This window comes from Solwaraspora sp. WMMD792, assembly GCF_029626105.1.
Lineage (GTDB): Bacteria > Actinomycetota > Actinomycetes > Mycobacteriales > Micromonosporaceae > Micromonospora_E.
Genome location: NZ_JARUBH010000009.1, coordinates 2,613,997 through 2,639,998, shown reverse-complemented (window position 1 = coordinate 2,639,998; position 26,002 = coordinate 2,613,997). Strand labels below are relative to the sequence as shown.

Sequence of the window (26,002 nt, the reverse complement as noted above, 5' to 3'; positions counted from 1 at the left end):
GCGACGATGACCGGGAAGACCCTGGACCCCAGAATCGCCCTTGACTACTGGGTGCGCAAGGTCAGCGGCTGCGAATGGTCGGACCTGCCCGTGGCGTTGACAGCCTCGGACCCGGCCGGCGCCGCTGACAGCAGAAGACACTGGTCGGTCACGGTCTGCGAGGAGGATCTGCGATTCCTGAAGAAGGCCAGCCGGGGTGACCCGGAGGCCGAGCTGGTCATCTACGTCACCCTGTACCGAATCCTGCTTTCCTTCTACTTCGGACAGGAAGCCGGTGTGGTGGCGGTGGGCGGGCACCCACGCGGCACCGAGGCGTTGCTGTTCTACACCACGCCGCTCGACCAGGACGGGACGTTGCGCGACGCGATCGGCGCCACCCGCAACGAGACGCAGGACGGCGCCGCGTACCGCGACTACCGCTGGCACGAACTGCGTGACTGGATGACCGCCCAGGAGCAGACTTCCCACCTCGTCCGCTTCGGGCTGGTGTGCGGGGCGGATCCGGTCGCGAACCCGTGGCTGGCCGGTGGGACGGCCATCTGTCTGACGGTGCCGGTCGCGGCGGACGACCGGGAGGTCCGGCTCTCCTGCGGCCCCGGATGCGACGAGCAACTCGCCGTCCAGTTCCTCCGGCACTACGTCGAACTCGTGCGCAAGCTGCGTGACCACCTTGACCTGTCGCTGTCGCGGATCCCCGTCCTCACCCCCGCCGAGCTGGAACAGCTCACCGCGGCGCTACACGGCCCGGCACCCGATCCAGACCTGCCCGCGAGCCTGCTCGTGGACTTCAAACGTCAGGCGGCCGCCACGCCTGCCGCCGTAGCGGTGGTGGACGGCGCCGGCGCACTCACCTACCGTGATCTCGACGAGAACGCCAACCAGCTCGCGCACTACCTGCGGGACGTGGGTGGCGTCCGGCGCGGGGACTTTGTCGGGGTCGCGCTGCGCGACAGCCGGGACCTGGTCGTGGCGGTCCTGGCTGTGCTCAAGACCGGCGCGGCATACGTGCCGATCGACCTGCGTTACCCGGCGGACCGCAAAGCGCTGCTGGTCAGGGAGAGCCGCGCCGCCGCCGTGATCGTGCGGGAGCCCGATGATCTCGCCACGCCCGTCGCGAACGTGGTGGCGTTGACGCCGGCCGCGGACCGGATCGCCGAACACCCGAAGACGGACCCCCCGGTGACCATCCGCGCGGACGACAGCGTGTACGTGATCTTCACCTCCGGGTCGACCGGAACGCCGAAGGGGGTCGCGGTCGAGCACGGGGCCTTCCGTAACCTGCTGGCCTGGTACACCCGGCAGGTGTGCGGACCGGGACAGCCGAGCTTCCTGCTCATCGCCCCCGTCAGCTTCGACCTGGCCCAGAAGAACCTCTTCGCGCCCCTGCTGTGCGGAGGACAGCTACACCTGCTGGGTGCGGCGCTCGACGACTACTCGGCCATGGCCGAGTACATCGACGCGCACGGGATCGAGGTCGTGAACTGCGCGCCGAGCGCCTTCTATCCGCTGCTGGAGTTCGGTGCTGAGCACCGGTTCCACGCGCTACGGTCGCTGCGCCACGTCGTGCTCGGCGGTGAACCGATCGACACGTCGAAGCTGAGCACCTGGTCGGAGTCGCCCAACTTCCGGGCCGCGGTGATGAACTCGTACGGACCCACCGAGTTCACCGACGTCGTCACGTTCCACCGGCTCGTCGCCGACGAGCTGCGGCCGGGGGGCCGGACGGTCCCTATCGGCCGCCCGATCGACGGCATCCAGCTGTTCGCCCTGACCCAGCAGCGTCGGTTGTGCGCCCCCCACATGGTCGGTGAACTCCACCTCGGGGGTGCCGGACTCTCCAAGGGCTACCTGAACGACCCGCAGGAGCAGGCACGGCGCTTCGTCCACGTCAAACTGGACGAGATCGGTTTCGACGGCGTCCTCTACCGGACCGGGGACCTGGTCCGCTGGGACGGCGACGGAAGGCTCGAGTACCTCGGTCGGGCCGACGATCAAGTGAAGATCAACGGATTCCGGATCGAGCCCGGGGAGGTGGAGCGGGCGATCCGCGGGCTGGACGGGGTCGACGACGTGGTCGTCTGCGCCAGAAAGGTCCGGGGCGAGAACGTTCTGGTGGCCTACTTCATCGCGGACACGCCGCTGGACCCGCGGGCACTGAAGGAGCAGGCCGCGCAGAGTCTGCCCCCCTTCGCCGTACCGACCTACTTCACCCAGCGAACGTCCTTTCCCCTGACCCCGAGCGGGAAGCTCGACAGGCGAGCGTTGCCCACACCCGATGCCGAGGTGGCGCGGGAGGTTTTCCTTCCGCCGGTTACCGCGGCACAGGAGCGGCTCGCCCGGCTCTGGGCGGGTCTGCTGGACGTCGGGCGGGTGGGACGACATGACGATTTCTTCGCGCTGGGCGGGCACAGCCTGACCGCTATCCGCCTGCTGTCGCACGTCTCGAAGGACTTCGGCGTCGAGCTCGCGCTCAACACCGTGTTCGAGCACCCGCGGCTCGACGATCTGGCCGGCGTCATCAGCGCGGCCGACCCGGGCCGATTCGCTGGGATCCCCCGACTCGCGCCCGCCGCCGACTACGAGTTGTCCAACGCGCAGCGGCGGCTCTGGCTCGCATCCCAGTTCGAGTCCGCCTCCCAGGCGTACAACCTCCATTCGGTCTACGACATCCAGGGCGAGGTCGAGCCCGGGCGGCTGGAGAACGCGCTCCGGCAGGTCATCGAGAAGCACGAGAGCCTGCGTACGGTGTTCCGGACGGGCCCGGACGGTGACGTGCGGCAGGCGGTCCTGCCCGTGTCGGCGGTGGACTTCAACCTCGAGCACATCCCGCCGGTCCAGGACCTGACGGACTCGCTGGCCGAGTTCGTGGGGCGGCCCTTCGACCTCAGCCGGGGCCCGCTGCTGCGGGCCGCACTCGCGGCGACCGGGGGAGGGAGCCACACCTTCGCCTTCGCCATCCACCACAGCGTCTGCGACGCCTGGTCGCTGGGCGTGTTCGTCAGCGACCTGCTCAAGTTCTACGACCCCGCCCTTGCCGGACCGCCGGTCGCCCGGCTCGACATCCAGTACAAGGACTACGCGGCGTGGCAGCGGAGCCGCCTGGAGTCCGGGGACCACGACGTCCACCGCCGCTTCTGGTCCGACCATCTGGCGGGCCTGGAGACGGTCCCTGCGGTGAACCTTCCGGGCTGCCGGGCGCGGCCGAGCGTCAAGACCCACCGCGGCGCCGTCGTCGGGCACACCTTCTCCGCGTCGTTCGTCTCTCGCCTCGAGGAGCTGGGAGCGAAGCTGGGATGCACCCTGTTCATGGTGCTGGTGGCCGGGGTCAAGGCGACGCTGTTCCGACAGACCGGTCAGCCGGACATCACGCTCGGGACCCCGGTCGCCGGCCGGGACCACGTCGACGTCGAACAGCAGATCGGGTTCTACGTCAACACGCTCCCGCTGCGCACGACGCTGTCGGCGGACGAGACGTTCGACGCGCTGCTGGCCAGGGTCAAGGCGGGCGTCACCGCTGCGTTGGAACACCGGGCCCATCCGTTCGACTCCGTGGTCGACGATCTCGGGCTACGCCGGGATCCGGGTCGCAGCCCGGTGTTCGACCTGATGGTCGTCCTGCAGAACGCGACCGAGAACCAGGCGCTGAACCACATCGAGGGCCCGGGTTTCCGCCTCACCAGAAGGTCGGCTCCCCAGCGGTTCAGCAAGTTCGACGCGACATTCAACTTCGTCGAACGCGGGCGGGGGGCCGGACTCGCCCTCGAGGTCGAGTACAACACCGACCTGTACGCCGAGGATGCCATCCGCCGGTTCGTCGGCGCACTCGAGACCCTCCTCGCGGCGGCAAGCGACGACGCGGCTCGCCCGGTGGGCCGGTTGCCGTGTGTCCCGCCGGCCGAGCGCGGCACGGTGCTGGACTTCGGCCGGGGCAGGGTCGATCCGGCCTACACGCCGTTCCTGACCATGCTCGCCGCCCGGTGCGCGGACTCGGCGGACGCCACAGCGCTCCTCGTCGACGACGAGGAGCTGTCCTATGCGGAGTTGAATGCCCGATCTGACCAGTTCGCCGGATTCCTCGTGCAGGAGCTGGGTGTGCGCCCGGGTGACTACGTCGGCATCCTCCTCGAGCGCGACGACTGGCTCGTCGCGTGCCTGATCGGCGTCCTCAAAGCGGGTGCCGCCTTCGTGCCGCTCGACCCCGCGTATCCCGCCCGCCGAATCGAGTTCATCCTCGACGACTGCGACTGCAGGCTCCTCGTCGATCCGCAGCTCCTGGGCCGGTTCCGCGCGGGCCTGGGCTCCTGGCCAACCGTTCCGGCGGCGCCGTCGCCCCCTGACGCGGTCGCCTACCTCATCTACACGTCCGGGTCCACCGGCGACCCGAAGGGCGTGCAGATCACCCACGACAATCTCGCCGCCTTCCTGCAGTGGAGCCGGCGCGAGTTCGCGGACACCGACGTCGGGGTGGTCATCGCGGCCACCTCGATCTGTTTCGACCTGTCGATCTTCGAGCTCCTCTTCCCGCTGTCGACGGGGAAGACCGTCCGGCTCATCGAGTCGCCGGCACACATCGGCGAGTGGCTCGGGGCGCACCGGCGCATCCTCGTCAACACGGTGCCCTCGGTGGTCGTCGAACTGTGCCGTTCAGGCCACGACTTCTCGAACGTCACGGCGGTCAACGTCGCGGGCGAGCCCGCCCCGCCCGCGCTTCGCGATCTGCTGGATCACCGCAGGATCGAGGTCAGGAACCTGTACGGCCCCTCGGAGGACACGACCTACAGCACGGTCTACCGGTTCGACGACAGCACGCCGGCCGTTCCCATCGGCCGGCCGGTCGACAACACCCGGGTCTACGTCATGGACGCCAACCAGCAGCCCGTGGGGATCGACGTGACCGGGGAGATCTACCTGTCGGGCCGAGGGCTCTGCCGGGGCTACCTCAACCGTCCCCGCCTCAACGCGGAAGTGTTCACCGAGCACCCCGACTTTCCCGGCGAGCGGCTGTACCGGACCGGTGATCACGCCAGGTGGGCACCGGACGGCAACCTGATCTACCTGGGTCGGCGTGACGCGCAGGTGAAGGTTCGCGGGCGACGTATCGAGCTGGGTGAGATCGAGGTCGCGATGCAGCGGATTCCCGGCGTGCGGCACGTTGCCGCGCTGATCAGGCAAGTCGGGGGCACCGCCGAGCTGGAGGCGTACTACGTTGCCGACGGGCCGGCGGACGCACCGTCGCCGGAACCGGACACGGTCCGGCGCGAGCTCGCCGCCGCGCTGCCCGGCTACCTGGTCCCGGCTGCAATCGTCCGCCTGGGGCAGCTCCCGACGACCCCGAACGGCAAGGTGGACCGGCGGGCGCTGCTCGCGCGTCAGGCCCCTGACCGAACGGTCGGGAGCCTCGCCGCCGCGCCGGAGAACGAGATCGAACGGCGGGTCCTGGCGGTCTGGCGGTCGGTCGTCGACGCGACCGACGCGGGCGTCGACCACTCCTACTTCGACCTGGGCGGCGACAGCCTCCGAGCCATGAACATCGTCGCCAGGCTCAACGAGGAGTTCGGTGTCGGACTGCGGATCAGTGACCTCTACCACCACCCGACCGTACGAGGGCTGGCGGTGCGGATCCGCCACCTGTCGGCGGACGATCCGGGCGTTGGATCGCGCACTCAGCCGGACCGCCTCCCGGACGGCTCCCACGCCACCGAGTACCCCATCACCACCTCCCAGTCCGGCATCTACTACCTGCAGCGGCTCGATCCCCGCAGTACGGCCTACAACATCCCGCTCTCCTTCGCGGTACGCGGCCCGCTCGACGCGGCACGCCTCCAACAGGCCGTCAACGAACTCGTCCTGCGGCACGACGCGTTCCGGACCCGGTTCGCCATCCGTCATCGAAGAGTGGTCGGCCTGGTCGAACCGGCCGTCGCGGTCCCGATCGTCCGCCAGCAGATCCAGCCCGGTGAGGAGGCCGATGTACTACGCGGCTTCGTGCAGCCGTTCGACCTGACCAAAGCGCCGCTGATGCGCGTCAAACTCGCGAGCCTCTCAGACGTGGCGCACCATGTCGTCATCGACGTCCATCACGTGGTCTTCGACGGCGCCTCCGTCCCCTTGCTGCTGGGAGAACTGATGCGTCTGTACCTCGGTGCCGCGCCGGACGAAGCGCCCGGTTTGCGTTACGCCGATTACGCTCAGCTTGCTGACCAGCAGAGCGCGGAAGAACGGGCGCGGCAGCGGGCCTACTGGCTCGACAAGCTCGGTGGCGAGCCGACCAGACCCGCCCTGCCGTACGACTTCTCGAGGGGGAAAGTGCAGCGGTTCAGCGGCGACTACGTCGAACTGTGGATCGGGGCCGAGCGGCGGCGGGAACTGGACTCGCTGGCCAGAGCAGCGGGGACCACCAGGTTCTCGGCGCTGTTCTCGCTGTTTGCCGGTGCCCTCGCGCACATCTGCCGACAAGACACCGTCACGATCGGCATCCCCGTGGAGTGCCGGCGTGATCCGCGAATCCGGTCCACCATCGGGATGTTCGTCAACACGCTGGCCGTCCGAGTGAACGTCGACCGTACGAGTCCGGTTCCGGAGCTGCTGGCGGCACATGGCATCGATCTGTTCGCGGCGCTGGACCACCAGGAATACCCGTTCGAGACCCTGGTCCGCGACCTCGGAATTCAGGACGACGGCGGACACAACCCACTGTTCGAGGTCATGTTCGCGTACTACCCTTACCTGCCCGTCGAGGACCTGGTCCCAGGGGAGCAACTCGCCGTCGAGCACTACCGCGTCGACCGCCCCCGGATCAGCAAGTTCCCGCTGACGTTCCTTGTCGACGAGACGCGGGACGGCCTGCGCGTGAGCCTCAACTACGACAACTCACTGTTCAAACGTGAGACGGCGGAAGCGATGGGTGACGTCGTCCAGGCCGTCTTCGACCTGGTGGCGACCCCGTCGAGACCGTTGTCGACGCTTCCACCCTGCTGAGTGCCGCTTCCACGACCGACCGAAAAGGGCACCGAGATATGCACACCAAGGACGATGTGAGGGACACGATCAGACAGCTCTGGTTGCAGGTGCTCGGGCGCGACGAACTGCAGGGGGACGTCGACTTCTTCGCGGCGGGTGGTAGCTCGCTCAAGTCGCTCATCCTGCTGACCGAGCTGAACGAGGCCTTCGCGACCGAGTTCGAGATCGCCGAACTGGTCGACTGCCGGACCATCGACCGGCAGTCCGACGCGGTCTGGAACCGGATCGCGCGAGGGGCGGCTGAGGTCCGCGAGGAACAGACCGTGATCGTGCCGTTGTCCAGGGCCGGCGACGGGAGCGGACAGGACGCTCTCCTGGTCGCGGTGCACGATGTCAGCGGCGATGTCTACGGCTACACGAGCCTGGCCGGGGAGCTCTCCGGCCAGGCGGACCTGTACGGGGTCAAGTTGGCTCACGAGCAGTTCGACGCCCCTCGGGCACTCACGATCGCCGGATTGGCGGGCGACCATGTTGCGGCGATCGAGTCGACGTTCGACGAGTCCCGGCGGCTGGTGATCCTCGGGTGGAGCCTGGGCGGGCTCGTCGCGTTCGAGATGGCGAAACTACTCGACCAGCGGGGACGTCCGGTCGAGCGGGTGGTCCTGGTGGATTCGCCGTACGAGCTGTACCTGCCTGCTGCCAATGGCGCCGGGCACGAGGACTTCCTTCCCGGGCCCGAGCGGGCGCTGCTCGACGAGTTCGGCTGGCTCGCCGACGACAGGCCGCTCTTCCCCGACGGGGCGACCGTGGAGGTCATGTGGCGGTCGGTTCGGGCGCGCCTCGACGCCCCGGCCAGGGAACGGCTGGCGGCTGCACTCAGCCGCCGTTTCCCGTTGATGGCCCGGGTGATCCCGCACCTGGCCAGTCTGAACCCGGCGGAGTTCGTCGGCTACCTCAACCGGTTTCGCTCGGTCCTGCAGGCGGGGCGGGCCTATCGACCCACCGGGACGACGGCCGCCCCGGTCGACCTCCTGACGGCGACCCGGTCACGCAACTTCGACCCGCGCTGGTCCATCCACACTTCTGGCACATTCCGGCGGCGATCGCTGGACGGCGACCACTTCTCGATTCTCGACCGACGATCCGCCCGGGCCACGGCCCAGGCGGTTCTCGCCCTCGACTCCCGGTAGAAGGGCCTGGCTCCGGCCCGCCTCGAAGGTGCGGCAGGGCCCCGTCGGGCGAGTGCCGAGAGATGGTAGCTCGGGTACGGTTGTCGATGGTCGGAAGCTGTGGGCGTCGGCTGGGCAGCAGCAGTGGCGCTTGGGGCGGCTGACCGGGGAGGGAGCGGGTGTGGTGCAGCGGAGAGCCCTTGTGGTCCGAGGCGGCTGGGAGGGGCACCGGCCGGTCGAGGCGACGGAGTTGTTCATCCCGTTCCTCGAACGCAGCGGATACGTGGTGCGGGTGGAAGGGTCGACGGAGATCTACGCCGACGCCGCCGAACTGGCCGGTACCGACCTCATCGTGCAGTGCGTGACGATGTCGCAGATCACAGGGGAACAGGTGGCGGGTCTGGCCGCGGCGATCGCGGCCGGGACAGGGTTCACCGGCTGGCACGGCGGCATCGTCGACTCGTTCCGCGCCTGCTCGGACTACCTGCACCTGGTGGGCGGCCAGTTCGCCACCCATCCGGGCATCCAACCGTGCGAACGTAGCGGCGCGGAGAAGGACAACTTCCTGCCCCACTCGGTCACCATCACCGACCTCGGTCGGGAACATCCGATCACCGCGGGGATCGAGGACTTCGACCTGGTCACCGAGCAGTACTGGGTGCTGCACGACGACCTGATCGATGTGCTGGCCACCACTACCCACCCTACGCAGGTGTGGCACCCGTGGCACCGGCCGGTCACCTCGCCGGCGATCTGGACCCGAACCTGGGGCGCCGGGCGGATCGTCGTGACGACTCCCGGACATAGCCTCGATGTGCTGGAGCATCAGTGCGTCCGTACCGTCATCGAGAGGGGGATGGTGTGGGCGACCCGCACGGCATCGGCGTCGTAGGTCTCGGAGTCATCTCCCGCGCCTACCTGAACACGCTCGCCAACCACCCCACGGTGCGGGTCGTCGCACTGGCCGACCTGGACGCGGCCCGAGCCGTCGCTGCCGCCGCCGCGATTCCCGGTGCCGAGGCGGTGAGCGTCGAGCGACTGCTCCATCACCCCGACGTGGCGACGGTACTCAACCTCACGATCCCGGCGGCGCACGCCGAGATCTCCGGCGCGGCGATCGACGCCGGCCGGAACGTCTACGTCGAGAAGCCGCTCACCGTCACGTTCCCGCAGGGCCGGTCGATCATCGACCGGGCGGCGTCGGCCGGCGTCCGCGTCGGTTGCGCGCCGGACACCGTCCTGGGCACCGGTACGCAGACCGCCCGCGCGGCGATCGACAGTGGCCTGATCGGGCGTCCGCTCGCCGCGTCCGCCGTCATGGTCACCCCCGGGCACGAGCGCTGGCACCCTGACCCCGACTTCTACTACGCCCCGGGAGGCGGCCCACTGCTGGACATGGGGCCGTACTACATCTCGGCGCTGGTCCACCTGCTCGGGCCGGTCCGTGCCGTGATCGGGGCGGCCAGCCGGCTGCGCGACGTCCGGGTCATCGGCTCGGGCCCCCGCCTGGGTCAGCGGATCCCGGTCGAGGTGCCGACCCACGTGACCGGTGCGCTGGAACACGCGGGCGGTGCCCTGACCACCCTCACGACCAGTTTCGACGGTGTCGCGACCACGGCCGCGCCAATCGAGGTGCACGGGGAGAACGGCACCCTCGCCGTACCCGATCCGAACACCTTCGACGGCGAGGTCCGCCACCTGGCGCTCGACGGCCCCGGGTGGCGGACCCTCGAACCGCGGGCCGGCTACGTCGCCGCCGCCCGAGGGATCGGCCTGATCGACCTGGTCCGATCCGACGTGATGTGTCCACCACGGGCCAGCGGTGAGGTGGCGCTGCATGTACTCGAGATCATGACGGCCCTGCTCCGATCAGCCGCTGAGGGCCGACGGGTCGAGCTGACGACGGCGGTCGAACGCCCTACACCCGTCCCGATCACCCCGGCCGAGGAGTGGCGGTCAGCCCTCGCACCCGGACGCTGAACAGACGAAGTCGACCGCAGTGGACACTCCGATAGGGAGGCGCGGTTGGACGCGCTCATAGCTGGCACGCTGGCGCTCGTTCTGGCCGGCGTGCTGGTTACCGCGGCGGTGGGGCGCTGGCTGGCGGGGAGGCTCAGACAGCCGGAGATCGTCCTTGAGATCGCCGGCTGCCTGCTGCTGGGCGGAGTGCTGGTGTCACAGGTGGGCTGGGGCGCGCCGGAGACTCCCGGGCGGGAGGTGCTCGAGTTTCTGGGCCACTTCGGTCTCGCCCTGTTCCTGGTGAGCGCCGCCCATGGCATTCGGCAGGGTGGCGGACGGCTCTCCAGTCGAGCCGTGGCCTGGTTGTCGGCGGGGTCCACCCTACCGGCCATGGTGTCCGGCGTACTGCTCGCGGCCTGGGTGTTGACGGTCGGCGGCCCCGACCTCCGAGGGGAGGCGTCGCCCACCGCGTTGACACTCATGCTGGCTGTCTCGCTGGCGGTCACGGCGGTCCCGGTGCTCGCAGGCATCCTGCGGGACCGGCGAATGGAGAACACCGAGATCGGCCGGCTCGCGATGACCTCAGCCGTGACCATCGACGCGGTCACCTGGGTGTTGCTGGCCGTCGCTATCGGTCTCGCCACCGGACGGGACGGCGCCGTCAGAGCGGTCGCCGTACTCCTCTGCGGTATTCCAGCGGTGCTGGTGGTCCGGTGGATCGCCCGGACCAAGGCACTCCAAACGCTCGCGAACCGCTACCCGTACGCGGCCATGATCTTGGTCGCTGTCATCGCCTACGCCGCTTCGCGGAGCACCGGAGGGCTCGGTCTCACCGAGATCTTCGGGGCTGTCCTGGTGGGCTTCGCCCTTCCCGGCGACGGGGCCTGGGGGCGGGTGAGTCACCAACTGGGCCGGCTCGGCCGCCTGCTGCTCCCGGTCATGTTCACCCTCACCGGAGCGGCGCTGGCGGCCGGCGTGCCGAACATCGTCTCCTGGCAGGCGATCGTCATCGCGACCGTCCTTGCGATCGTCTCGAAACTGGCGGGCAGTTATGCGGGTGCCCGCCTGGGGGCGCAGTCGCGACTCGCGAGTCTCAAGCTCGCGGCACTGATGAACACGCGCGGCCTCACGGAGATCGCCGTTCTCCAGGCCGGTTACAGCGCGGGCATCCTCGCTCCCGGCCTGTTCCTGGCGTTGATCGTCATGGCGTTGATCACCACCGGTCTCAGCGGCCCTCTGCTGTGGGCCGTCGACCGTCATGCCGGTGCCCGTGCGGCGAGACTGGAGCCGGCCTCGTAGATATCGGGCGGTGGATCACCTCCCTAGCCCACTGCGCCATCCGCGCTCTCCCGCTGGACGCCGCCAACCCGGCCGGCTACGTCCCGGACCGTATGTCGTTCATCCCGGAGGAAGGATGACAGTAGTTGCCGGAACTCGAGCGGGTGCTCGATCGCCGGCACGTGCCCGCATCGGCCGAGCACGTGCAGACGGACATCGGCCAGGTGTTCGAGTAGGGGCAGGGCTGCCGTCGCGAGCGGGGTGACTCGGTCCTCGGCGCCGTGGACGAGCAGCACCGGCGCGCGGACCTCCGCCAGCGCCTGCGCCGAGAGGGCGAGCTCGTCGGCCCACCGCGCCCTAGGCGGAGGGAACAACGACGCGAATGCGGCCGCACCCGCCCGCATCGCAGCCGCTCGGGCAGCGATGGCCGACTCGGTCACGAGCGCCTGGTCGAGGACGAGACGGCTCAGCATGTCTCGTGCTCCGAGCGGGCCGGCGGGGGCGGCCCAGATAGCCTCGAGGTCGGCGGAGAGGGGCGCCCCTGGGGCGCCCATCGTCGAGACCGCCACGACACGGGTGACCTGCTGGGGGCGCGCGGCTGCCAACGCCAGCGCCACGGCACCGCCCATGGAGTGACCCACCACGGCATAGGACTCGATACCGAGAGCATCCATCAGGCCCGCGGCCTGCTCCGTCCACAGCCGGAGCCCACCTCGGGAGCCCGCCGGGATGGGGGTACGGCCGAATCCCGCCTGGTCAGGAGCCACAAAGTGCCAGGATGCACCCAGCGCCTGCGCCGTCGTTGCCCACGCTCCGGACCCGGTCGTGCCGGGTCCGGAGCCGTGCAGCATCAGCACTGCGGGCCCGGTGCCGCTCTCCAGGACGTGGACGGGGGAGCCGCCGACTGTGACGGTCCGAGGTGCCGTCACCGGTGCCGGCCAGGTGCGCTCATGCCGATGCGGGCTTGACGGACTTCGAGAAGAGCTCCATCATCGCCCTGCCGAATTGCGGCATGTCGGGCCACCCGCGGCAGGAGACGAGGTTGCCGTCCACGACGTCGGGAGCGTCGACGACCGTCGCGCCCGCGTTCTCCATGTCCCCGGTGATGGGTGGGAAACACGCCGTCCTTCGACCCTTGAGCAGCCCGTACACCGCTGGCACCTGCGCGCCGTGGCACACCAGCGCGATCGGGAGGTCACGCGCGAAGAAGTGCTCGGTGATGCGCCTGACGTCGGCGTCGACCCGGATCCACTCGGGGGCACGTCCCCCGGGGATGATGAGGGCGTCATAGCGTTCGACGTCGACCTCGGCCCAGGGCACGTCGACCGGCAGCTTCCGGCCGTTCTTCTCCACGTAGGCGTCGGAGTTGGGGTCGAACTCGTGGATGACCAGCTGTATGTCACGCATCGTCCGTGACGAGACGTCGACGTCCCAGCCGCCCTCCTGTACGCGGTAGTAGGGGTACATGGTGTCGAGCTCCTCGGCGGCGTCGCCGGTCAGGAGCAGTGCTCTGGGCACCTGCTTCTCCTCGCATCGTGGGGCTGCATGAGGCAGATCAAATCCGATCCGATCCGATCCGATTTGAGCTAGCATTCCTCGGCCCGGCCCGCCCGTCAAGCCTTCATCGCCATCCCGTCCGCGGCCTTGGCCTCGTCGAACAGTCGTCGGAACCGCTCGCCGGACAGCAGGATGTGCCGACGCATGGCGTAGGCGGCGGCGTCGGGGTCACGCGCGGCGATCGCGGCCAGAACTTCTTCGTGCTCGGCCATGGCCAGGTGAGTGACCTGGGTGTCGTGGAGCAGTCGGAACAGGTGCACGTGGGTGTGCAGGCGAGCGAGCGCTTCGCGGATGACCTGGTTCCCCGCGCTCAGGGCGACGAGATCGTGAAAAGCGGCGTCGCGTAGCCCGAAGGCGCCGTAGGCCATGCGCCCGTTGCCCCCCTCCAGCTCGGCCATCTCCTCCAGCATCCGTTGCAGGCCGACCACCTGCTCCGAGGTCGCGCGTTCAGCGGATCTGCGCGCCGCTGCCGGCTCGAGAAGCAGGCGGATCTCGAGCATGTCCTCGAATCGGTGCCGGGTGATTTGAGGTGGAATGCGGTAGCCGGCATGTGGCACCCGCACGACCAGGCCCTCGGCCTCCATGCGGTTCAGCGCGTCTCGGATCGGCGTCTGCGAGACCCCCAGCTCTCGCGCCAGGACGTCGATCGTGACGCGGGAGCCAGGCTCGATCCGTAGTGACATCAGCTGTCCGAGCAGCGTGTCGTACACCTCGTCGGCAAGCCGGCCGCGAGATCGTTCCGGCGGCACTCCGCCCGTCATGGCTCCGCGGCCCCGCGCGGTCATCGCTCCGTCGTCCATCGTGACGTGAGGTCCCTTCTCGCGTCTCCGCGAACCTGTTGACATCGGTCGCGACGCTCCTGCATGCTGACGCCGTCCCCCAAATCGTATAGGAACGGTGACGGAGGCTGGCATCCTGCATCATCGCCGAACCGCCTGCCAGCGCCCTACTTCGATCATCTGAAGTTTCCATGAGCATGCTCGGCACCCTGCTCGGTTCGCCACCGGGCCGCACCAGGACCGAAGGACTTCTCGGCTGCATGACCCCGGTACGTCGCGGCGTACTCGTGGCGCCGGTCTGCGGGTCGTCCCCCGCGACAGCACGGCAACACGCCTGAACAACGCAGCGACTGCTCGGCGAAGCATGCGGCAGGGCTCCAGAAGTCCCCTCTTAGAAAGCAGGCAATAAGATGCGATATCAGCAGCAAACCGGACGACTCGCCTTTACCGGGCGAAAGGCTCGGATGGCGACGGCAGCCGTGCTGGTCGCCACGATGGTGGCGGCCTGCGGCGGCCAGGACGACGGCGGGCAGGGGAACGCCCCGAAGGCGCCGGCGACCATCCCGACGCTCACCGAGGACCCGCTGACCCTCAGCTTCATCTGGTTCGACTGGCCGCCCGCTCAGGCGCTGGAAGACTTCGCGAACGAGGAGTACACAAACGAGCGGCCGAACGTGACCATCAAGGTCAACACCGTACCGAACGCGAACTGGCACGACGCGATGTTCACCCAGTTCGCCGCGCGCAAGACCGACTTCGACATCGCCATCCTGGATTCGCAACACATCGGCGAGGCCGTGACGAACGGCAACATCCTCGACATCACCGACTTCGTCAACGAGAACATCGACGTCGAGGCATACGACCCGTACCTCCTGGCGGCCTACGGCCAGTTCCCCCAGGCGGAGACCGGCCAGCGCGACGAAAACGCCAGCCTGTACGGCCTGCCGCTGCTCGGCGACACCTGGACGATGATCTACCGCAAGGATCTGATCGGCGACGAGCCACCGGAGACCTGGGATGAGATGATCTCGGTCGCCGAGAAGTGCCAGGCGGACAACCCTGGCGTCAGCGGGCTGGCTTTCCACCAGGCCAACGGCTCCGACGCCGCAGCCGTAACGTACAACACGGTCAACGGCGTCTACGGCGGCAACCTCTGGAACGCCAAGGAGCGCAAGATCGAGGGCGTCCTCAACGACGAGGCGGGGCACGAGGCGATGGACGTCCTCGTCAACAAGATGAAGCCGTTGACCGCCAAGGGTTCCGGTAACTGGTTCATCGACGAGGTCAACGCGGCGGTCGCCCAGGGCAAGGCATGCATCGCGTTCAACTGGATCGCCGCGAGCGGCGGCCTGCTTGACCCGGAGCAGTCGACCCTCGGCACCTCGCGCGAGGAGATTCTCGACAAGCTGGGTTTTGCCACCCTGCCGGCCCAGAAGACGAACCTGGTGCCCCTCGGCGGCATGGGGATGCACGTGTCGGCCTACGCCTCCGAGGCGAACCAGGCGGAGGCCCTGAACTTCATGAAGTGGTTCGAGCAGGCTGAGATTCAGAAGAAGTGGGCCTCGGCCGGTGGTGTGCCATCGCGCACGGACGCCCTGGAGTCGCCCGAGTTCCTCGATGCCCAGCCGTTCAACCAGGTGTACACCGACTCGGTTTCACGGATGCGGGACATGTGGAACGTGCCCGAGTACGCGCGCCTCGTCGACATCGAGAACACCAACGTGAACGCGGCTCTCAACGGCGTGAAGACGCCGAGGGAGGCGCTCGACGACATCGCCAGGGAGCAGCAGAGCGTGCTCGACTCCAGCAGCCGCGAGGGTGGCGGCGGACTGTGAGTGACTCCGCCCCTCTGACGACCGACCGCCCGGTGCAGGTGGCATCTGCGACGCCACCTGCACCGGGGTGGTCCCGCCGGTTGAGTGACCGCGGGCTCGCCGTGGCCTTCATCGCACCCGCCTTGCTGCTGCTGCTCGCGATGTCGGTGTTCCCGTTGCTGTGGGCGTTGTACCTGTCGTTCACCGACTACTCGGCCACTCGCGGGGGGCCCGCCCATTTCATCTGGTTCGGGAACTACACCGCCGTCCTGACTTCGTCGCAGGTCCACCAGCGGGCCTTGACGACGTTGATCTATGTCGTCGGTGCGGTCACCCTGCAGACCGTGCTCGGTTTCGCCATCGCGTACCTGATCTCACGGCGCACGCACGGGCGGGGACTGCTGACAACTCTGTTCCTGGTTCCGATGATGCTGTCGCCGGTCGTGGTCGGGCTGTTCTGGCGATTCATGCTCGACACGCAGTTCGGCGTGATCAACAGCATGCTCGGCTCGGTCGGTCTGGGGCAGGTGGAGTGGCTGACCCAGCAGCGAACCGCACTGTTCTCCCTGATCCTGGTCGACACCTGGCAATGGACGCCGTTCATCATGCTCATCGCACTTGCCGGCCTTACCGCGGTCCCCAAGTACTTGTACGAGGCCGCCTCGATCGACCGGGCGTCCGAGTGGTTCCGGTTTCGCCACATCACTCTTCCGCTGGTATGGCCGCTGCTCCTCATCGCCGTGTTGTTCCGGGCCATCGAGGCCTTCCGGCTGTTCGACCTCGTCTACATCCTCACTAGCGGAGGTCCGGGTGTCTCCACCGAGACGTTGTCGTTCCACGTCTACAAGGTCGCGTTCCTGGGCTTCAACACCGGAACCGCATCGGCGTACGGGATCCTCATGGTCCTCGTCGTCATCGTCCTCACGCAGTTCTACCTGCGCTACCTAAACAAGCTCAAGGAGGACTGATGGCCGTCTCCGTCGACGAGGCCGTGTCCACAGGTCCTGCCCGGGACAACCCGCCCCCAGCGCGCCGTTTTCGCGGCCGGGGCCGCTCGGTGCTGGAGGTCGCGCTGCTGGCCGTGCTGGCCGTCGTGATGCTCTTTCCGGTGCTGTGGATGATCGAGACGTCCATCAAGGAAAACCGGGACGTCTACGCGATCCCAGCCAAGTTTCTTGGCTTCACGGTCACCATGGACCACTTCAAGGACGTGTTCGTCGGCTCGGCCGGCGGTCGCTCATCCTTGTCCGTCGCGTTCCTCAACTCCATCGTCGTCGCCGGGGTCTCCACGGTGCTGGCCACCGTCCTGGGCGTCCCGGCAGCCTGGGCCTACTCACGCTTCGCCGTGAAGGCCAAGAAGGACCAACTCTTCTTCATCCTGTCCACCCGCTTCATGCCGCCCGTGGTGGTCGTTGTCCCGATTTTTCTGATGTATCGCCAGGTCGGACTCATCGACACCAAGCTCGGACTGATCCTCATCTACGCCGCGTTCAACCTCCCGTTCACCATCTGGATGATGAAGGGATTCGTCGACGAGGTGCCCGCGGAGTACGAGGATGCCGCCATGCTCGACGGCTACACCAGGTTGCAAGCGTTCTGGCGGTTCACGCTTCCTCTGCTCGTGCCCGGCATCGCCGCGACAGCGGTCTTCGCGCTCATCTTCTCCTGGAACGAGTTCGTGTTCGCCATCTTCCTTACCTCCAGCGACGGCGTACGGACCGCCCCGCCCGCCATCGCGGGCCTCATCGGCGGAACCACTGTGGACTGGGGGCTGGTGGCTGCTGCCTCCGTGGTGTTCGCCCTGCCGGTGCTCGTCTTCGCCTACCTGGTGCGTAAGCACCTCGTCGCCGGTGTGACGCTCGGGGCGGTGCGACGCTGATGGCGGGCATCGAGGTGACCGCGCTGCACAAGCGCTACCCGGACGGGACGGTCGCGGTCGAGCACGTGGATCTGTCCATCGGCGACGGCGAGCTGTTCGTGATGCTCGGTCCTTCGGGCTGCGGCAAGACGACCACGTTGCGGGCCGTAGCCGGCCTGGAGAGGCAGACGACGGGCGACATCCGCATCGGCGACACCCTGGTCAACGACCTGCCGCCCGCCGAGCGCGACATCGCCATGGTGTTCCAGTTCTACGCTCTCTACCCGCATCTGAGAACCCGCGACAACCTGGCGTTCCCACTGCGGGCCGAGGGCCTACCCAAGCCGGAGGTGCGCGAGCGGGTCGACGAGGCCGCCCGGCTGATGCGGCTCGGTCCACTCCTGAACCGACGGCCGCGCCAGCTGTCCGGCGGGGAGCAGCAGCGTGTCGCGCTTGCCCGCGCCCTGGTCCGACGGCCGCGTGCATTCCTCATGGACGAACCTCTCACCAACCTGGACGCGGAGCTGAGGGCGGACATGCGTACCGAGATCAAGCACCTGCAGGGGGAGCTGGGGGCGACGATGGTCTACGTCACCCACGACCAGGTCGAGGCAATGTCGCTCGGTCATCGAATCGCCATCCTGAACAAGGGCCGCGTCGAGCAGATCGGCACGCCGCTGGAAGTCTACGACCGTCCGGCGAGCCTCTTCTGCGCCGCGTTCATCGGCTCCCCGCCGATGAACCTGATCGAGGTGGAACTGGTCGACGGGAAGCTGCGCAGTCAGGGCGGACTGGTGCTCCCGCCACCGCCGGGCCTGCGGCGCGACCGTCGCCTGGTCGCAGGCGTCCGGCCGGAGGCACTGGAAGTCACCGAACCAGGGGCGGACCGTTCGGTCCCGGCCCGCGTGGTCTCGGCGGAGTGGCTGGGCGACGAGATCATCTACGTGGTCGACCACGGCGGCCAGCGTGACCTACGGGTTCGGATGCCACCGACTGTCCGTTTCGCCGCTGACGCCCCGGTCGGGCTGCGGCACATCGGCGGGACCCCGGCGGTCTACGACGTGAGCACGGAAGAGCTGGTGGCCTGATGGGAACCGTGGCAGTGAACGGGCTGTGCAAGTCCTTCGGCAAAGTCCAAGCCCTGGACGGGGTGACGCTGGACGTGCCGGACGGCTCGTTCTTCGTCGTGCTCGGACCCTCCGGGGCAGGCAAGACGACGACCCTGCGAGCGATCGCCGGCCTTGAGAAGCTCGACGCCGGGTCGGTTCATCTGGACGGGAGGGACGCGACCGGCGACACCCCGGCCGCACGCGACCTGGCCATGGTGTTCCAGAGCTACGCCCTCTACCCGCGACACACGGCGTACGAGAACATCGCTTCGCCGCTGCGGGCACGCCGCTGTTCTTCGAGCGAGATCGCCGCTGCCGTCGAACAGATGTCGAGCCTGCTGCACATCGAACGGCTGCTGCAGCGTCGGCCCGCTCAGTTGTCGGGCGGTGAGATGCAGCGCGTCGCCCTGGCCCGGGCACTGGTCCGTCACCCGCGCGCGTTTCTCATGGACGAGCCGCTGACGAACCTCGACCTCAAGCTCCGCGTCGAGATGCGCACCGAGCTCACCCGCATCCACCGCAGCCTCGGCGCGACCTTCGTCTACGTGACCAACGACCAGGTCGAGGCGTTGTCCATGGCCGACCATGTCGCGGTCCTCAAGGAGGGGAAGGTGCAACAGGTCGGAACGCCGACCGAGGTGTACGAGCGGCCAGCCAACCAGTGGGTCGCGGGATTCGTCGGGAGCCCGCCGATCAGCCTGCTCGCCTGCCGCGCCGAGGGAGACCGTCTGGTCGGTGCGGACGGCTGGACACTGCCGAGGCCCCGCTGGACCACGGCCGAGGACGGTCGTGCGCTGCTGCTGGGCCTGCGCGCCGAGGACCTGTCCGTCGAACGGCGTGGGGACGCGTCGTTGCCGGGGGAGCTCTACGGGCTTGAGCCGCTCGGTGACCGCACGGTGGTCGACGTTCGAGTGGGGACGGAAATTCTCAAGGTCAAGGCACGGCCCACCGTCACCGGCACGCCGGGCGAACGGCTGCTTGTCACGGTCGACCTGGACCGTGCGCACCTGTTCGACGCGGGCACCGGGCTGTCACTGTCCGAGGCGGGGCGGTAGCCGTGTCGGACGCGATCGCCGAGGTCCCGCTGGACATCAGCAAGAAGATCGAAGGAGGCGACGCAATGAGCGACCCGATGAACATCCTGGCCCCCGAGCACCGGCGGCTCCGGATCGGCGACGCCTGGCGCGACGCCGCAAGCGGTGCCACCTTCTCCGTCGAGGACCCGGCCACCGGCGAGACCATCGCCGAGGTGGCGGACGCCGACGTCGTCGACGGGCTCGCCGCTCTGGACGCGGCGAGCAAGGCGATGGCGCAGTGGGCGGCGACCCCGCCGCGGAAACGGTCAGAGTTGTTGACCGCGACGTACCGGGCACTGACCGAGCGATCCGAGGAGGTCGCCCGGCTGATAACGCTCGAGATGGGCAAGCCGCTCGCCGAGGCTCGGGCCGAGGTGGTCTACGGCGCCGAGTTCTTCCGCTGGTTCGCCGAGGAGGCGGTGCGCGTCGAGGGGCGTTACAGCACCGCTCCCGCAGGTGGATATCGCATCCTCACCGTGCCGAAGCCGGTCGGACCGTGCGTCTTCGTGACGCCCTGGAACTTTCCGTTGGCCATGGGTGCCCGCAAAATCGCTCCTGCGCTGGCAGCGGGCTGCACGACGATCACCAAGCCGGCAGCTCAGACACCACTCACCATGCTGTTCCTGGCCCGCATCATGGAGGAGGTCGGCGTACCCCCGGGCGTCGTCAACGTGGTGACAACCAAGCGTGCCGGCGAAGTGGTCTCCGCACTGCTAGCCGACCGTCGGACCCGCAAGCTTTCGTTCACCGGGTCGACCGAGGTCGGGCGCGTGCTGCTCCGGCAGGCGGCGGACAACGTGCTGCGCACCTCCATGGAACTGGGTGGCAACGCGGCCTTGATCGTGTGTGCCGACGCGGATCTGGACGTCGCGCTCGACGGTGCCATGGTGGCCAAGATGCGCAACATCGGGGAGTCCTGCATCGCGGCCAACCGGATCTACGTCGAGGAGCCGGTGCGCGAGGAGTTCACGGCGCGCTTCGCCGAGCGGATGGGCGCGCTTTCGGTGGGCCATGGTCTCGACGACGGCGTGGACGTCGGGGCATTGATCGACGAGGCCTCGGTCGCCAAGATCGACGAGCTGGTCGCCGACGCGGTCGATCGCGGTGCCCGTGTCTTGGTGGGCGGCGAGCGTCCGGATGGGCCGGGCCACTTCTACCCGCCTACGGTCCTTGTCGACGTGCCCGAAGACGCGCGGATCCTGGAGACGGAGATCTTCGGCCCGGTGGCGCCGATCATCCCGTTCACGTCCGATGACGAGGTGATGGCGAAGTCCAACGACACCGAGCACGGCCTCGTCGGATACGTCTTCACCCGTGACCTGCAGCGGGCGCTGCGGTTCACCGAAGGGCTGGAGACGGGGATGTTGGGCATCAACCGTGGGCTGATCTCGGACCCGTCAGCTCCCTTCGGAGGCGTGAAGCAGTCCGGGATCGGCAGGGAGGGGTCGCACGAGGGCATCCTTGAGTACCTCGATCTCACCTACGCGGCGATCGACCTACCGTGACCGACCTGCTGCTCCGGGTGCCCGGGCCCGATCGAGCTCGGGCGCCCGGCGCGCGCCTGCGCCACTGGGCGGCCAACCTTGCCGACGCCGTCCCGGTCTCGCAGATGACCTGGACGTCCCGCCCAGCTAATCGCCGCCGACGTTCGGAGAGACACTGACATGCTTGAGACCGTCCGCGGACCACGCCAGCTGATAGTGGGCGAAGGGGTCGCGCAGAACATCCCACGAGTGGTGGCCGAGAGCGGTTCGCGAGTCCTCATCGTGACCGACCAGGTTCTACTGGGACAGCCGGGCGTGGCCGAGATCGTCGCCGCTGTGCGGGAGAAGGTCGAGGTCGTCGAGGTGTTCGCCGACGCCACTTCGGACGTGCCGCTCGCCGATGTCGCCCTGGCCGTCTCGGCCGCCGCAGAGGTGGATGCCGACGTGATCCTCGCCATCGGTGGCGGCACGGTGATCGACCTCGCCAAGATCGTCGGCGTGATCCGGCGCCACGGTGGGACGCCGCGCGACTTCTACGGCGAGTCGAAGGTGCCGGGGCCGACGATTCCTCTCGTCGCGGTCCCGACGACGTCCGGCACCGGCTCCGAGCTCACACCCGTCTCGGTGTTGACCGACCCGGACCGCGAGCTGAAGGTGGGGGTTTCCAGCGTCCACATCGTGCCCGACTTCGCGATCGTCGACCCCGAACTCACCTACACCTGCCCCGTGACCGTCACCGCCCACTCGGGCATCGACGCGTTCTGCCACGCGGTGGAGAGCTACACCGCGCGACCCCGGGCCCACGGACCGCGCGACCCGGTGGAGCAGGTCTTCCTCGGCCGCAACCCGGTCACCGACCACTACGCGCTCCTGGCTGCGGAGCGCATCGCCCGTAGCTTGCGTCGTGCGGTCCGGAACGGAGGCGACAAGGACGCGCGCGCGGACATGTCCTACGGGTCAGTGCTAGCCGGGCTCGCGTTTTCCCACGCAGGCAACGCGGCCCCGCATGCTCTCCAGTACCCCATCGGCGCAGCCACCCACACGCCGCACGGCCTGGGCGTCGGACTGCTACTGCCCTACGCGCTGGCGGCGGCCAGGAATGCCATCGGAGACCGGCTGGCCATCCTCGCCGGGGTTTGCGGGCTCGACGTGACCGACGCCTCGGAGGCCGAGGCCGCAGATGCGTTCCTCACCTGGCTCAACGGGCTCCTTGCCGACATCGGCATCCCACCCACCTTGGCGGACATCGGCGTGGCCCGTGCCGACCTGCCGCGCTTCGCGGAAATGGCCAGTGGCGTCACCCGTCTGATCCAGAACCATCCGGGCCCGACCGACACCGCGAGCCTGACCGCCATCCTCGAAGCGGCCTGGACCGGGGACCGGTAAGGCGCGGAAGCGGCGGCTGGCATCAGTTGGACCAACTGTGGCCGGCCAGGTCTCAGGCTGCCGGGGGACTGGCTCTGGCCGACGGTGGCGGCCGCCGCGGTGGCGGCCGCCGCAGTGGCGGCCAGAAGCGCGGCGTCGGTAGTGATCATCGCTCGAAGTCGCCTGGCGGTCATCCTGCCGTCCGGTGTGGGCTGTACTGATAGGACAGCACGCTCCCGCCCTGGCGCGGGCGGGTCGGCGGCCGGTCGGTAGGCGGCCCGCGGCGAGGCAATGCGTCCAATGTCGTCGGTGCCGCCCGTCCCGACGTCGAGTCGCCGGCAGGTCACCTGGCGTTCCGGCAAACGTCACTATGGATGATCAAGATCGCCCGGTCAAACCCTAGCGCCAACAGGGTGATACTACGTAAAGTGTCTATGTGGTTACAGCCCAGCTGACCATTGGTTGGATGCGACGCGGACCGGCGACCACTGTGGTCACGGATGAATCGCCACGCGGATCCGCTCCAGCCGGTACCACCTGGGGCCAGATTCCCGAACTCGACGAGCGACTCCCGGACCGCGACACGCCGACAGCCGGCGACGGCCGCGCGAGCAGCACGGAGTCGCTCGCCGTCGCGGTTGCGGACGACCGGGCGGGTCCGACCGCGCAGTGCCGCTGCCCACGCAGCGGCGGCTGCGGTCATGGTGACGGGCGGCTGCCGACGACACGGCACCGATCCCAGGCAAGGGTCGACACCACATGAGGGAGGGCACGTGATTCTCTACAACACGTCCATGGGAGTGGTCGCCGGGCTGGCATTGATCCTGGTGTCGCTGCTGCTTCGACGGGCCGCCGCAGCCGCCCCGCCGGCTCTCGACAACACGGATCCCGATCCAGTGCAGGACCGACCGGTGGCGGTGGCACCAGCCGGTGGCACCTTCGACCCGCGGCTGTGGGCGGTGGTATTCGGCGCGCTCGGCCTGGTCCTCGCGCCGCTGGGCGCACTGATGGCGACCACCTGGCCGTTGACCGTCAACCCGCCGCTCAACTTCATCTTCGGCGAGCCGTGCCTGATCCTGGGCGTCTTGCTGCTCGCCGCAGCGGTCTACCTCTGGCACCTGCGAGGCGACCTCGCCGGTCTGCAACAGGTGGACCTCACCCCGGTCGCCGTGGTCGTCATCGGACTCGGCGGCGTCCTGATCGCCTGTGCCGCCGCCATCGCACGGTTCGAGATCGTCGGCGGCGCGCCGGCCGCCGAACCCATCACCGGGCTGCTCAACGGCTATCCACTTGTGGAGAACACCTTCTTCGTGCTGCTCTACCTGGCTGCCGGCCTCGGTGCCATCCTGGCGCCGCTGAGCCGCCTGCGTCCGGGCTGGCTGCTCACCGCCGCGCGGTGGCTCTGGTTCGGCAGCGGACTGGTCTTCGCCCTGTTCAGCATTCTGAACTACTACACCCACGCCGGCTTGGACATCAACCTTCGTCTCGGTACGGAGTACCGGATCTGATCAGCCTGCGCCCGGCCTGACCACAAAACGAATCCGCCGCGACCCGTGAGACGCCGGCACCAGCCCGGCGTCTCACCACGAGCAGACGGCAACCAACAGCCGCTGCGTTCAGCGTGCCGGCCGGAAAGAAGCGCCTGTGCCAGGGCGAAGCTGCGGCCGGTCTGGAGAAGACTGACCAGCACACAGGTGACGATCGTGCAGGCCATCCTCGCCCTGCACCACGGCGAAGCCAACCGCTACACAGGATGAAAATGGCTCGTTGTCATGCCGGGACCGGGCGTTGCACCACAAGCCCGAACGTCCCGTCATGTTCGCGGTGCAGCGCTCGCGTGTCGAACGCGTTCTGTACTTGGCGTACCGCTGCCGCGAGATGGATCCAGACACTTCGGTCATGGTCCGGGTCGCCTGGATACACCGACCACTCTTGCGAGCGCTGAGTTTCGCTCAAGTTCAGGTACCGGCTCACTGCTGGCGCCGCGCCATTGGGAACACCGAACGTCGCAGGCTGCTGCGCGCATCCGATCACCACCTTGACCAATTCACTGGCCTCGCCGGACGGCCAGGCGACGATCGTCACTCGGTACCAGATCCGGGCGTCGTCCCATGGGAATCCGGCCCAGTCGCACTCAGCGGGCAGGTCCCCCGTCAGAAGTCGTCGCACCACGCCAACGACGTCGTCGTGCCCGTCCTTCAGATCCACCGTGCCACCCATCCAACCCAGGATGCCATCAAGGACCAAGGGAATGCCGGTGGTCGATGTACCTGGTCATGCGACGTGGGTCTGTGAGGAAAACTGGACCCCGGCGACACTGCGGCGGCCACGACCGGCACGTACTCGGCGAACGTCGGGGCCGGTGGACGGGCCGGCCGTACCTCCAGCAGGTCGGACGGGGCGATGCCCATTCGCTCCAACAACAGCCGGGCCGTCTCCAACTCCGGCCGCACAGCAACGCTGCGACTCACGCGCCTCACCGCCGGTGGGTCGTCGTGGCCGTCTGCTTGCCGGCGGCGCGCCGTCTCGACGGAGTAGCGCAGCAGTCGATGTCCGTTGAGGTCGAGCCAGTACCAGCCGTCGGTGAGTCCGAACCAGTGCAGCGTCTGCTCGTCCCGACCGCAGGGGTGCACCTGGTCCAGCGGGCGTAGCTGGAACTGGAAGCGGATTGCCGGTGGTGTCCGGCGTACCGGGCGGTGGTCAGCCGCGAGGGTGGCCGCTGGTCCGTTCGTCGGTGGTGCGGCTGAAACGTTGGGCGAACGCCGCGTGGACCGGTGTTCCGGGCAGGTTGTCGCGGATGGCGAAGACGACGTGGTCGAAATGAGCGACCGCGTTCAAGGCGTGGGCGAACGCGTCGGCCACGGTCGCGGGATCGTTGCGGAACACCCCGCATCCCCACGCGCCGAGCACGAGGCTGCGGTGCCCGTGCGTGGCGGCGACCTCGAGGATCCGCCGGGCTCGCCGGGCGAGTACGGCCGGCACGTCGGCGGCATGGTCAGGTTGGTTGCGTACGATCGCGCCGAGGTTCGGCGCGGCCGCGGTCAGCAGTGAGGTGGTGTACGGCTGGTCGAGCAGGTTGCCATGGTCGTCGCGGAACACCGGCACGTCGGGGGAGTAGACGATCCGGTCGCTGTAGCGCAGGTCCTGTTGGGCGCGGTGGAAGGCGTAGAAGTCGGGTGCGGCCCGCAGACATGCGTAGAGGGCTGAGGAGCGGGCGATGCTCTCTTCCTGCGCTTGGGCGCCGTTGAGGAACCCGCCGCCGGGATTCCTGGCCGAGGCGAACACCAGAGCCGCCGCACCGGGGCCGAGGCGGCGTGCCGCCAGCAGCGTCGACTCGTCCGTCACCTCCACTGTGCAGGTACCCGCTTGGCGGTACGCGAGGGTGATCGTCTCATCGGGTAGGTGATGCCGGGTCCCGGCGACCGCGGCGCGTACCGCGTCAGCGATGACGACCTCGTCACCGATGTCGTTGCGGTAGCGGCCTGACTCCGTGATCGTCACCGTCTGCCGCGCGATCTGGCGAAGACGGCCGCTCACGGGTACACCGGGCCGGTGATCTTGCCGAGAAGTGACACAACCAAGGAACCTACG

General features: G+C 68.6%; 18 protein-coding genes. 13 read left to right on the top strand and 5 right to left on the bottom strand.

Annotated elements, in window-relative coordinates; translation table 11 throughout:
• The first annotated feature begins 6 nt into the window (after positions 1-6).
• From O7629_RS13215 to O7629_RS13195, 5 genes are all read left to right on the top strand, one after another.
• Complete coding sequence (locus tag O7629_RS13215) at positions 7-6,978, top strand: non-ribosomal peptide synthetase (protein WP_278169459.1); 6,972 nt, start codon at positions 7-9, stop codon at positions 6,976-6,978.
• Between the two features lie 56 nt (positions 6,979-7,034).
• Positions 7,035-8,150 carry a thioesterase domain-containing protein gene (locus O7629_RS13210; RefSeq protein WP_278169458.1) on the top strand — a complete coding sequence of 372 codons (1,116 nt, stop codon included), beginning with the start codon at positions 7,035-7,037 and terminating at the stop codon, positions 8,148-8,150.
• A gap of 160 nt (positions 8,151-8,310) precedes the next feature.
• Complete coding sequence (locus O7629_RS13205; RefSeq protein WP_278169457.1) at positions 8,311-9,021, top strand: ThuA domain-containing protein; 711 nt, start codon at positions 8,311-8,313, stop codon at positions 9,019-9,021.
• A complete protein-coding gene (locus tag O7629_RS13200; RefSeq protein ID WP_278169456.1) occupies positions 8,991-10,109 on the top strand; it encodes a Gfo/Idh/MocA family oxidoreductase in 1,119 nt (372 codons plus the stop codon). Before O7629_RS13205 ends, O7629_RS13200 begins: the two co-directional genes overlap by 31 nt.
• Positions 10,110-10,154: 45 nt before the next feature.
• On the top strand, positions 10,155-11,387 hold the full coding sequence (locus O7629_RS13195; protein WP_278169455.1) for a cation:proton antiporter: 1,233 nt from the start codon (positions 10,155-10,157) through the stop codon (positions 11,385-11,387).
• A gap of 23 nt (positions 11,388-11,410) precedes the next feature.
• On the opposite strand, the gene O7629_RS13190 is transcribed toward O7629_RS13195, so the two are convergent.
• From O7629_RS13190 to O7629_RS13180, 3 genes are all read right to left on the bottom strand, one after another.
• Positions 11,411-12,217 (bottom strand): alpha/beta hydrolase, encoded by an 807-nt coding sequence (locus O7629_RS13190; protein ID WP_278174517.1) that lies wholly within the window; start codon positions 12,215-12,217, stop codon positions 11,411-11,413.
• Positions 12,218-12,314: 97 nt separating this feature from the next.
• Positions 12,315-12,884 carry a DJ-1/PfpI family protein gene (locus O7629_RS13185; RefSeq protein ID WP_278169454.1) on the bottom strand — a complete coding sequence of 190 codons (570 nt, stop codon included), beginning with the start codon at positions 12,882-12,884 and terminating at the stop codon, positions 12,315-12,317.
• A 95-nt stretch (positions 12,885-12,979) separates the two neighbouring features.
• Positions 12,980-13,723, bottom strand: coding sequence for a GntR family transcriptional regulator (locus O7629_RS13180; RefSeq protein ID WP_278169453.1), 744 nt, complete (start codon positions 13,721-13,723; stop codon positions 12,980-12,982).
• A 443-nt stretch (positions 13,724-14,166) separates the two neighbouring features.
• Here O7629_RS13180 and O7629_RS13175 point away from each other — a divergent pair, with 443 nt between their 5' ends.
• From O7629_RS13175 to O7629_RS13140, 8 genes are all read left to right on the top strand, one after another.
• Entirely contained in the window at positions 14,167-15,540 is a 1,374-nt protein-coding gene (locus O7629_RS13175) for an extracellular solute-binding protein (RefSeq protein WP_278169452.1), read from the top strand.
• Positions 15,537-16,487, top strand: a complete 951-nt coding sequence (locus O7629_RS13170; protein WP_278169451.1) for a sugar ABC transporter permease — start codon at positions 15,537-15,539, stop codon at positions 16,485-16,487. The genes O7629_RS13175 and O7629_RS13170 overlap by 4 nt, the downstream gene beginning before the upstream one ends.
• Positions 16,487-17,398 carry a carbohydrate ABC transporter permease gene (locus O7629_RS13165; protein ID WP_278169450.1) on the top strand — a complete coding sequence of 304 codons (912 nt, stop codon included), beginning with the start codon at positions 16,487-16,489 and terminating at the stop codon, positions 17,396-17,398. The genes O7629_RS13170 and O7629_RS13165 overlap by 1 nt, the downstream gene beginning before the upstream one ends.
• Positions 17,398-18,465: an ATP-binding cassette domain-containing protein gene (locus O7629_RS13160; RefSeq protein ID WP_278169449.1), complete on the top strand. Its 1,068-nt coding sequence runs from the start codon at positions 17,398-17,400 to the stop codon at positions 18,463-18,465. The genes O7629_RS13165 and O7629_RS13160 overlap by 1 nt, the downstream gene beginning before the upstream one ends.
• A 62-nt stretch (positions 18,466-18,527) precedes the next feature.
• Positions 18,528-19,541: an ABC transporter ATP-binding protein gene (locus O7629_RS13155; protein WP_278169448.1), complete on the top strand. Its 1,014-nt coding sequence runs from the start codon at positions 18,528-18,530 to the stop codon at positions 19,539-19,541.
• A gap of 65 nt (positions 19,542-19,606) precedes the next feature.
• Positions 19,607-21,067, top strand: a complete 1,461-nt coding sequence (locus O7629_RS13150; protein ID WP_278174516.1) for an NAD-dependent succinate-semialdehyde dehydrogenase — start codon at positions 19,607-19,609, stop codon at positions 21,065-21,067.
• Between the two features lie 159 nt (positions 21,068-21,226).
• A complete protein-coding gene (locus O7629_RS13145; RefSeq protein WP_278169447.1) occupies positions 21,227-22,432 on the top strand; it encodes an iron-containing alcohol dehydrogenase in 1,206 nt (401 codons plus the stop codon).
• Positions 22,433-23,184: 752 nt separating this feature from the next.
• On the top strand, positions 23,185-23,919 hold the full coding sequence (locus tag O7629_RS13140; RefSeq protein ID WP_278169446.1) for a DUF981 family protein: 735 nt from the start codon (positions 23,185-23,187) through the stop codon (positions 23,917-23,919).
• Positions 23,920-24,181: 262 nt separating this feature from the next.
• Here the strand turns inward: O7629_RS13140 and O7629_RS13135 are convergent, their stop codons facing one another.
• Both O7629_RS13135 and O7629_RS13130 read right to left on the bottom strand, forming a co-directional pair.
• A complete protein-coding gene (locus O7629_RS13135) occupies positions 24,182-24,631 on the bottom strand; it encodes a hypothetical protein (RefSeq protein WP_278169445.1) in 450 nt (149 codons plus the stop codon).
• A gap of 480 nt (positions 24,632-25,111) precedes the next feature.
• Positions 25,112-25,948: a TIGR02452 family protein gene (locus O7629_RS13130; RefSeq protein ID WP_278169444.1), complete on the bottom strand. Its 837-nt coding sequence runs from the start codon at positions 25,946-25,948 to the stop codon at positions 25,112-25,114.
• Between the last annotated feature and the right edge of the window lie 54 nt (positions 25,949-26,002).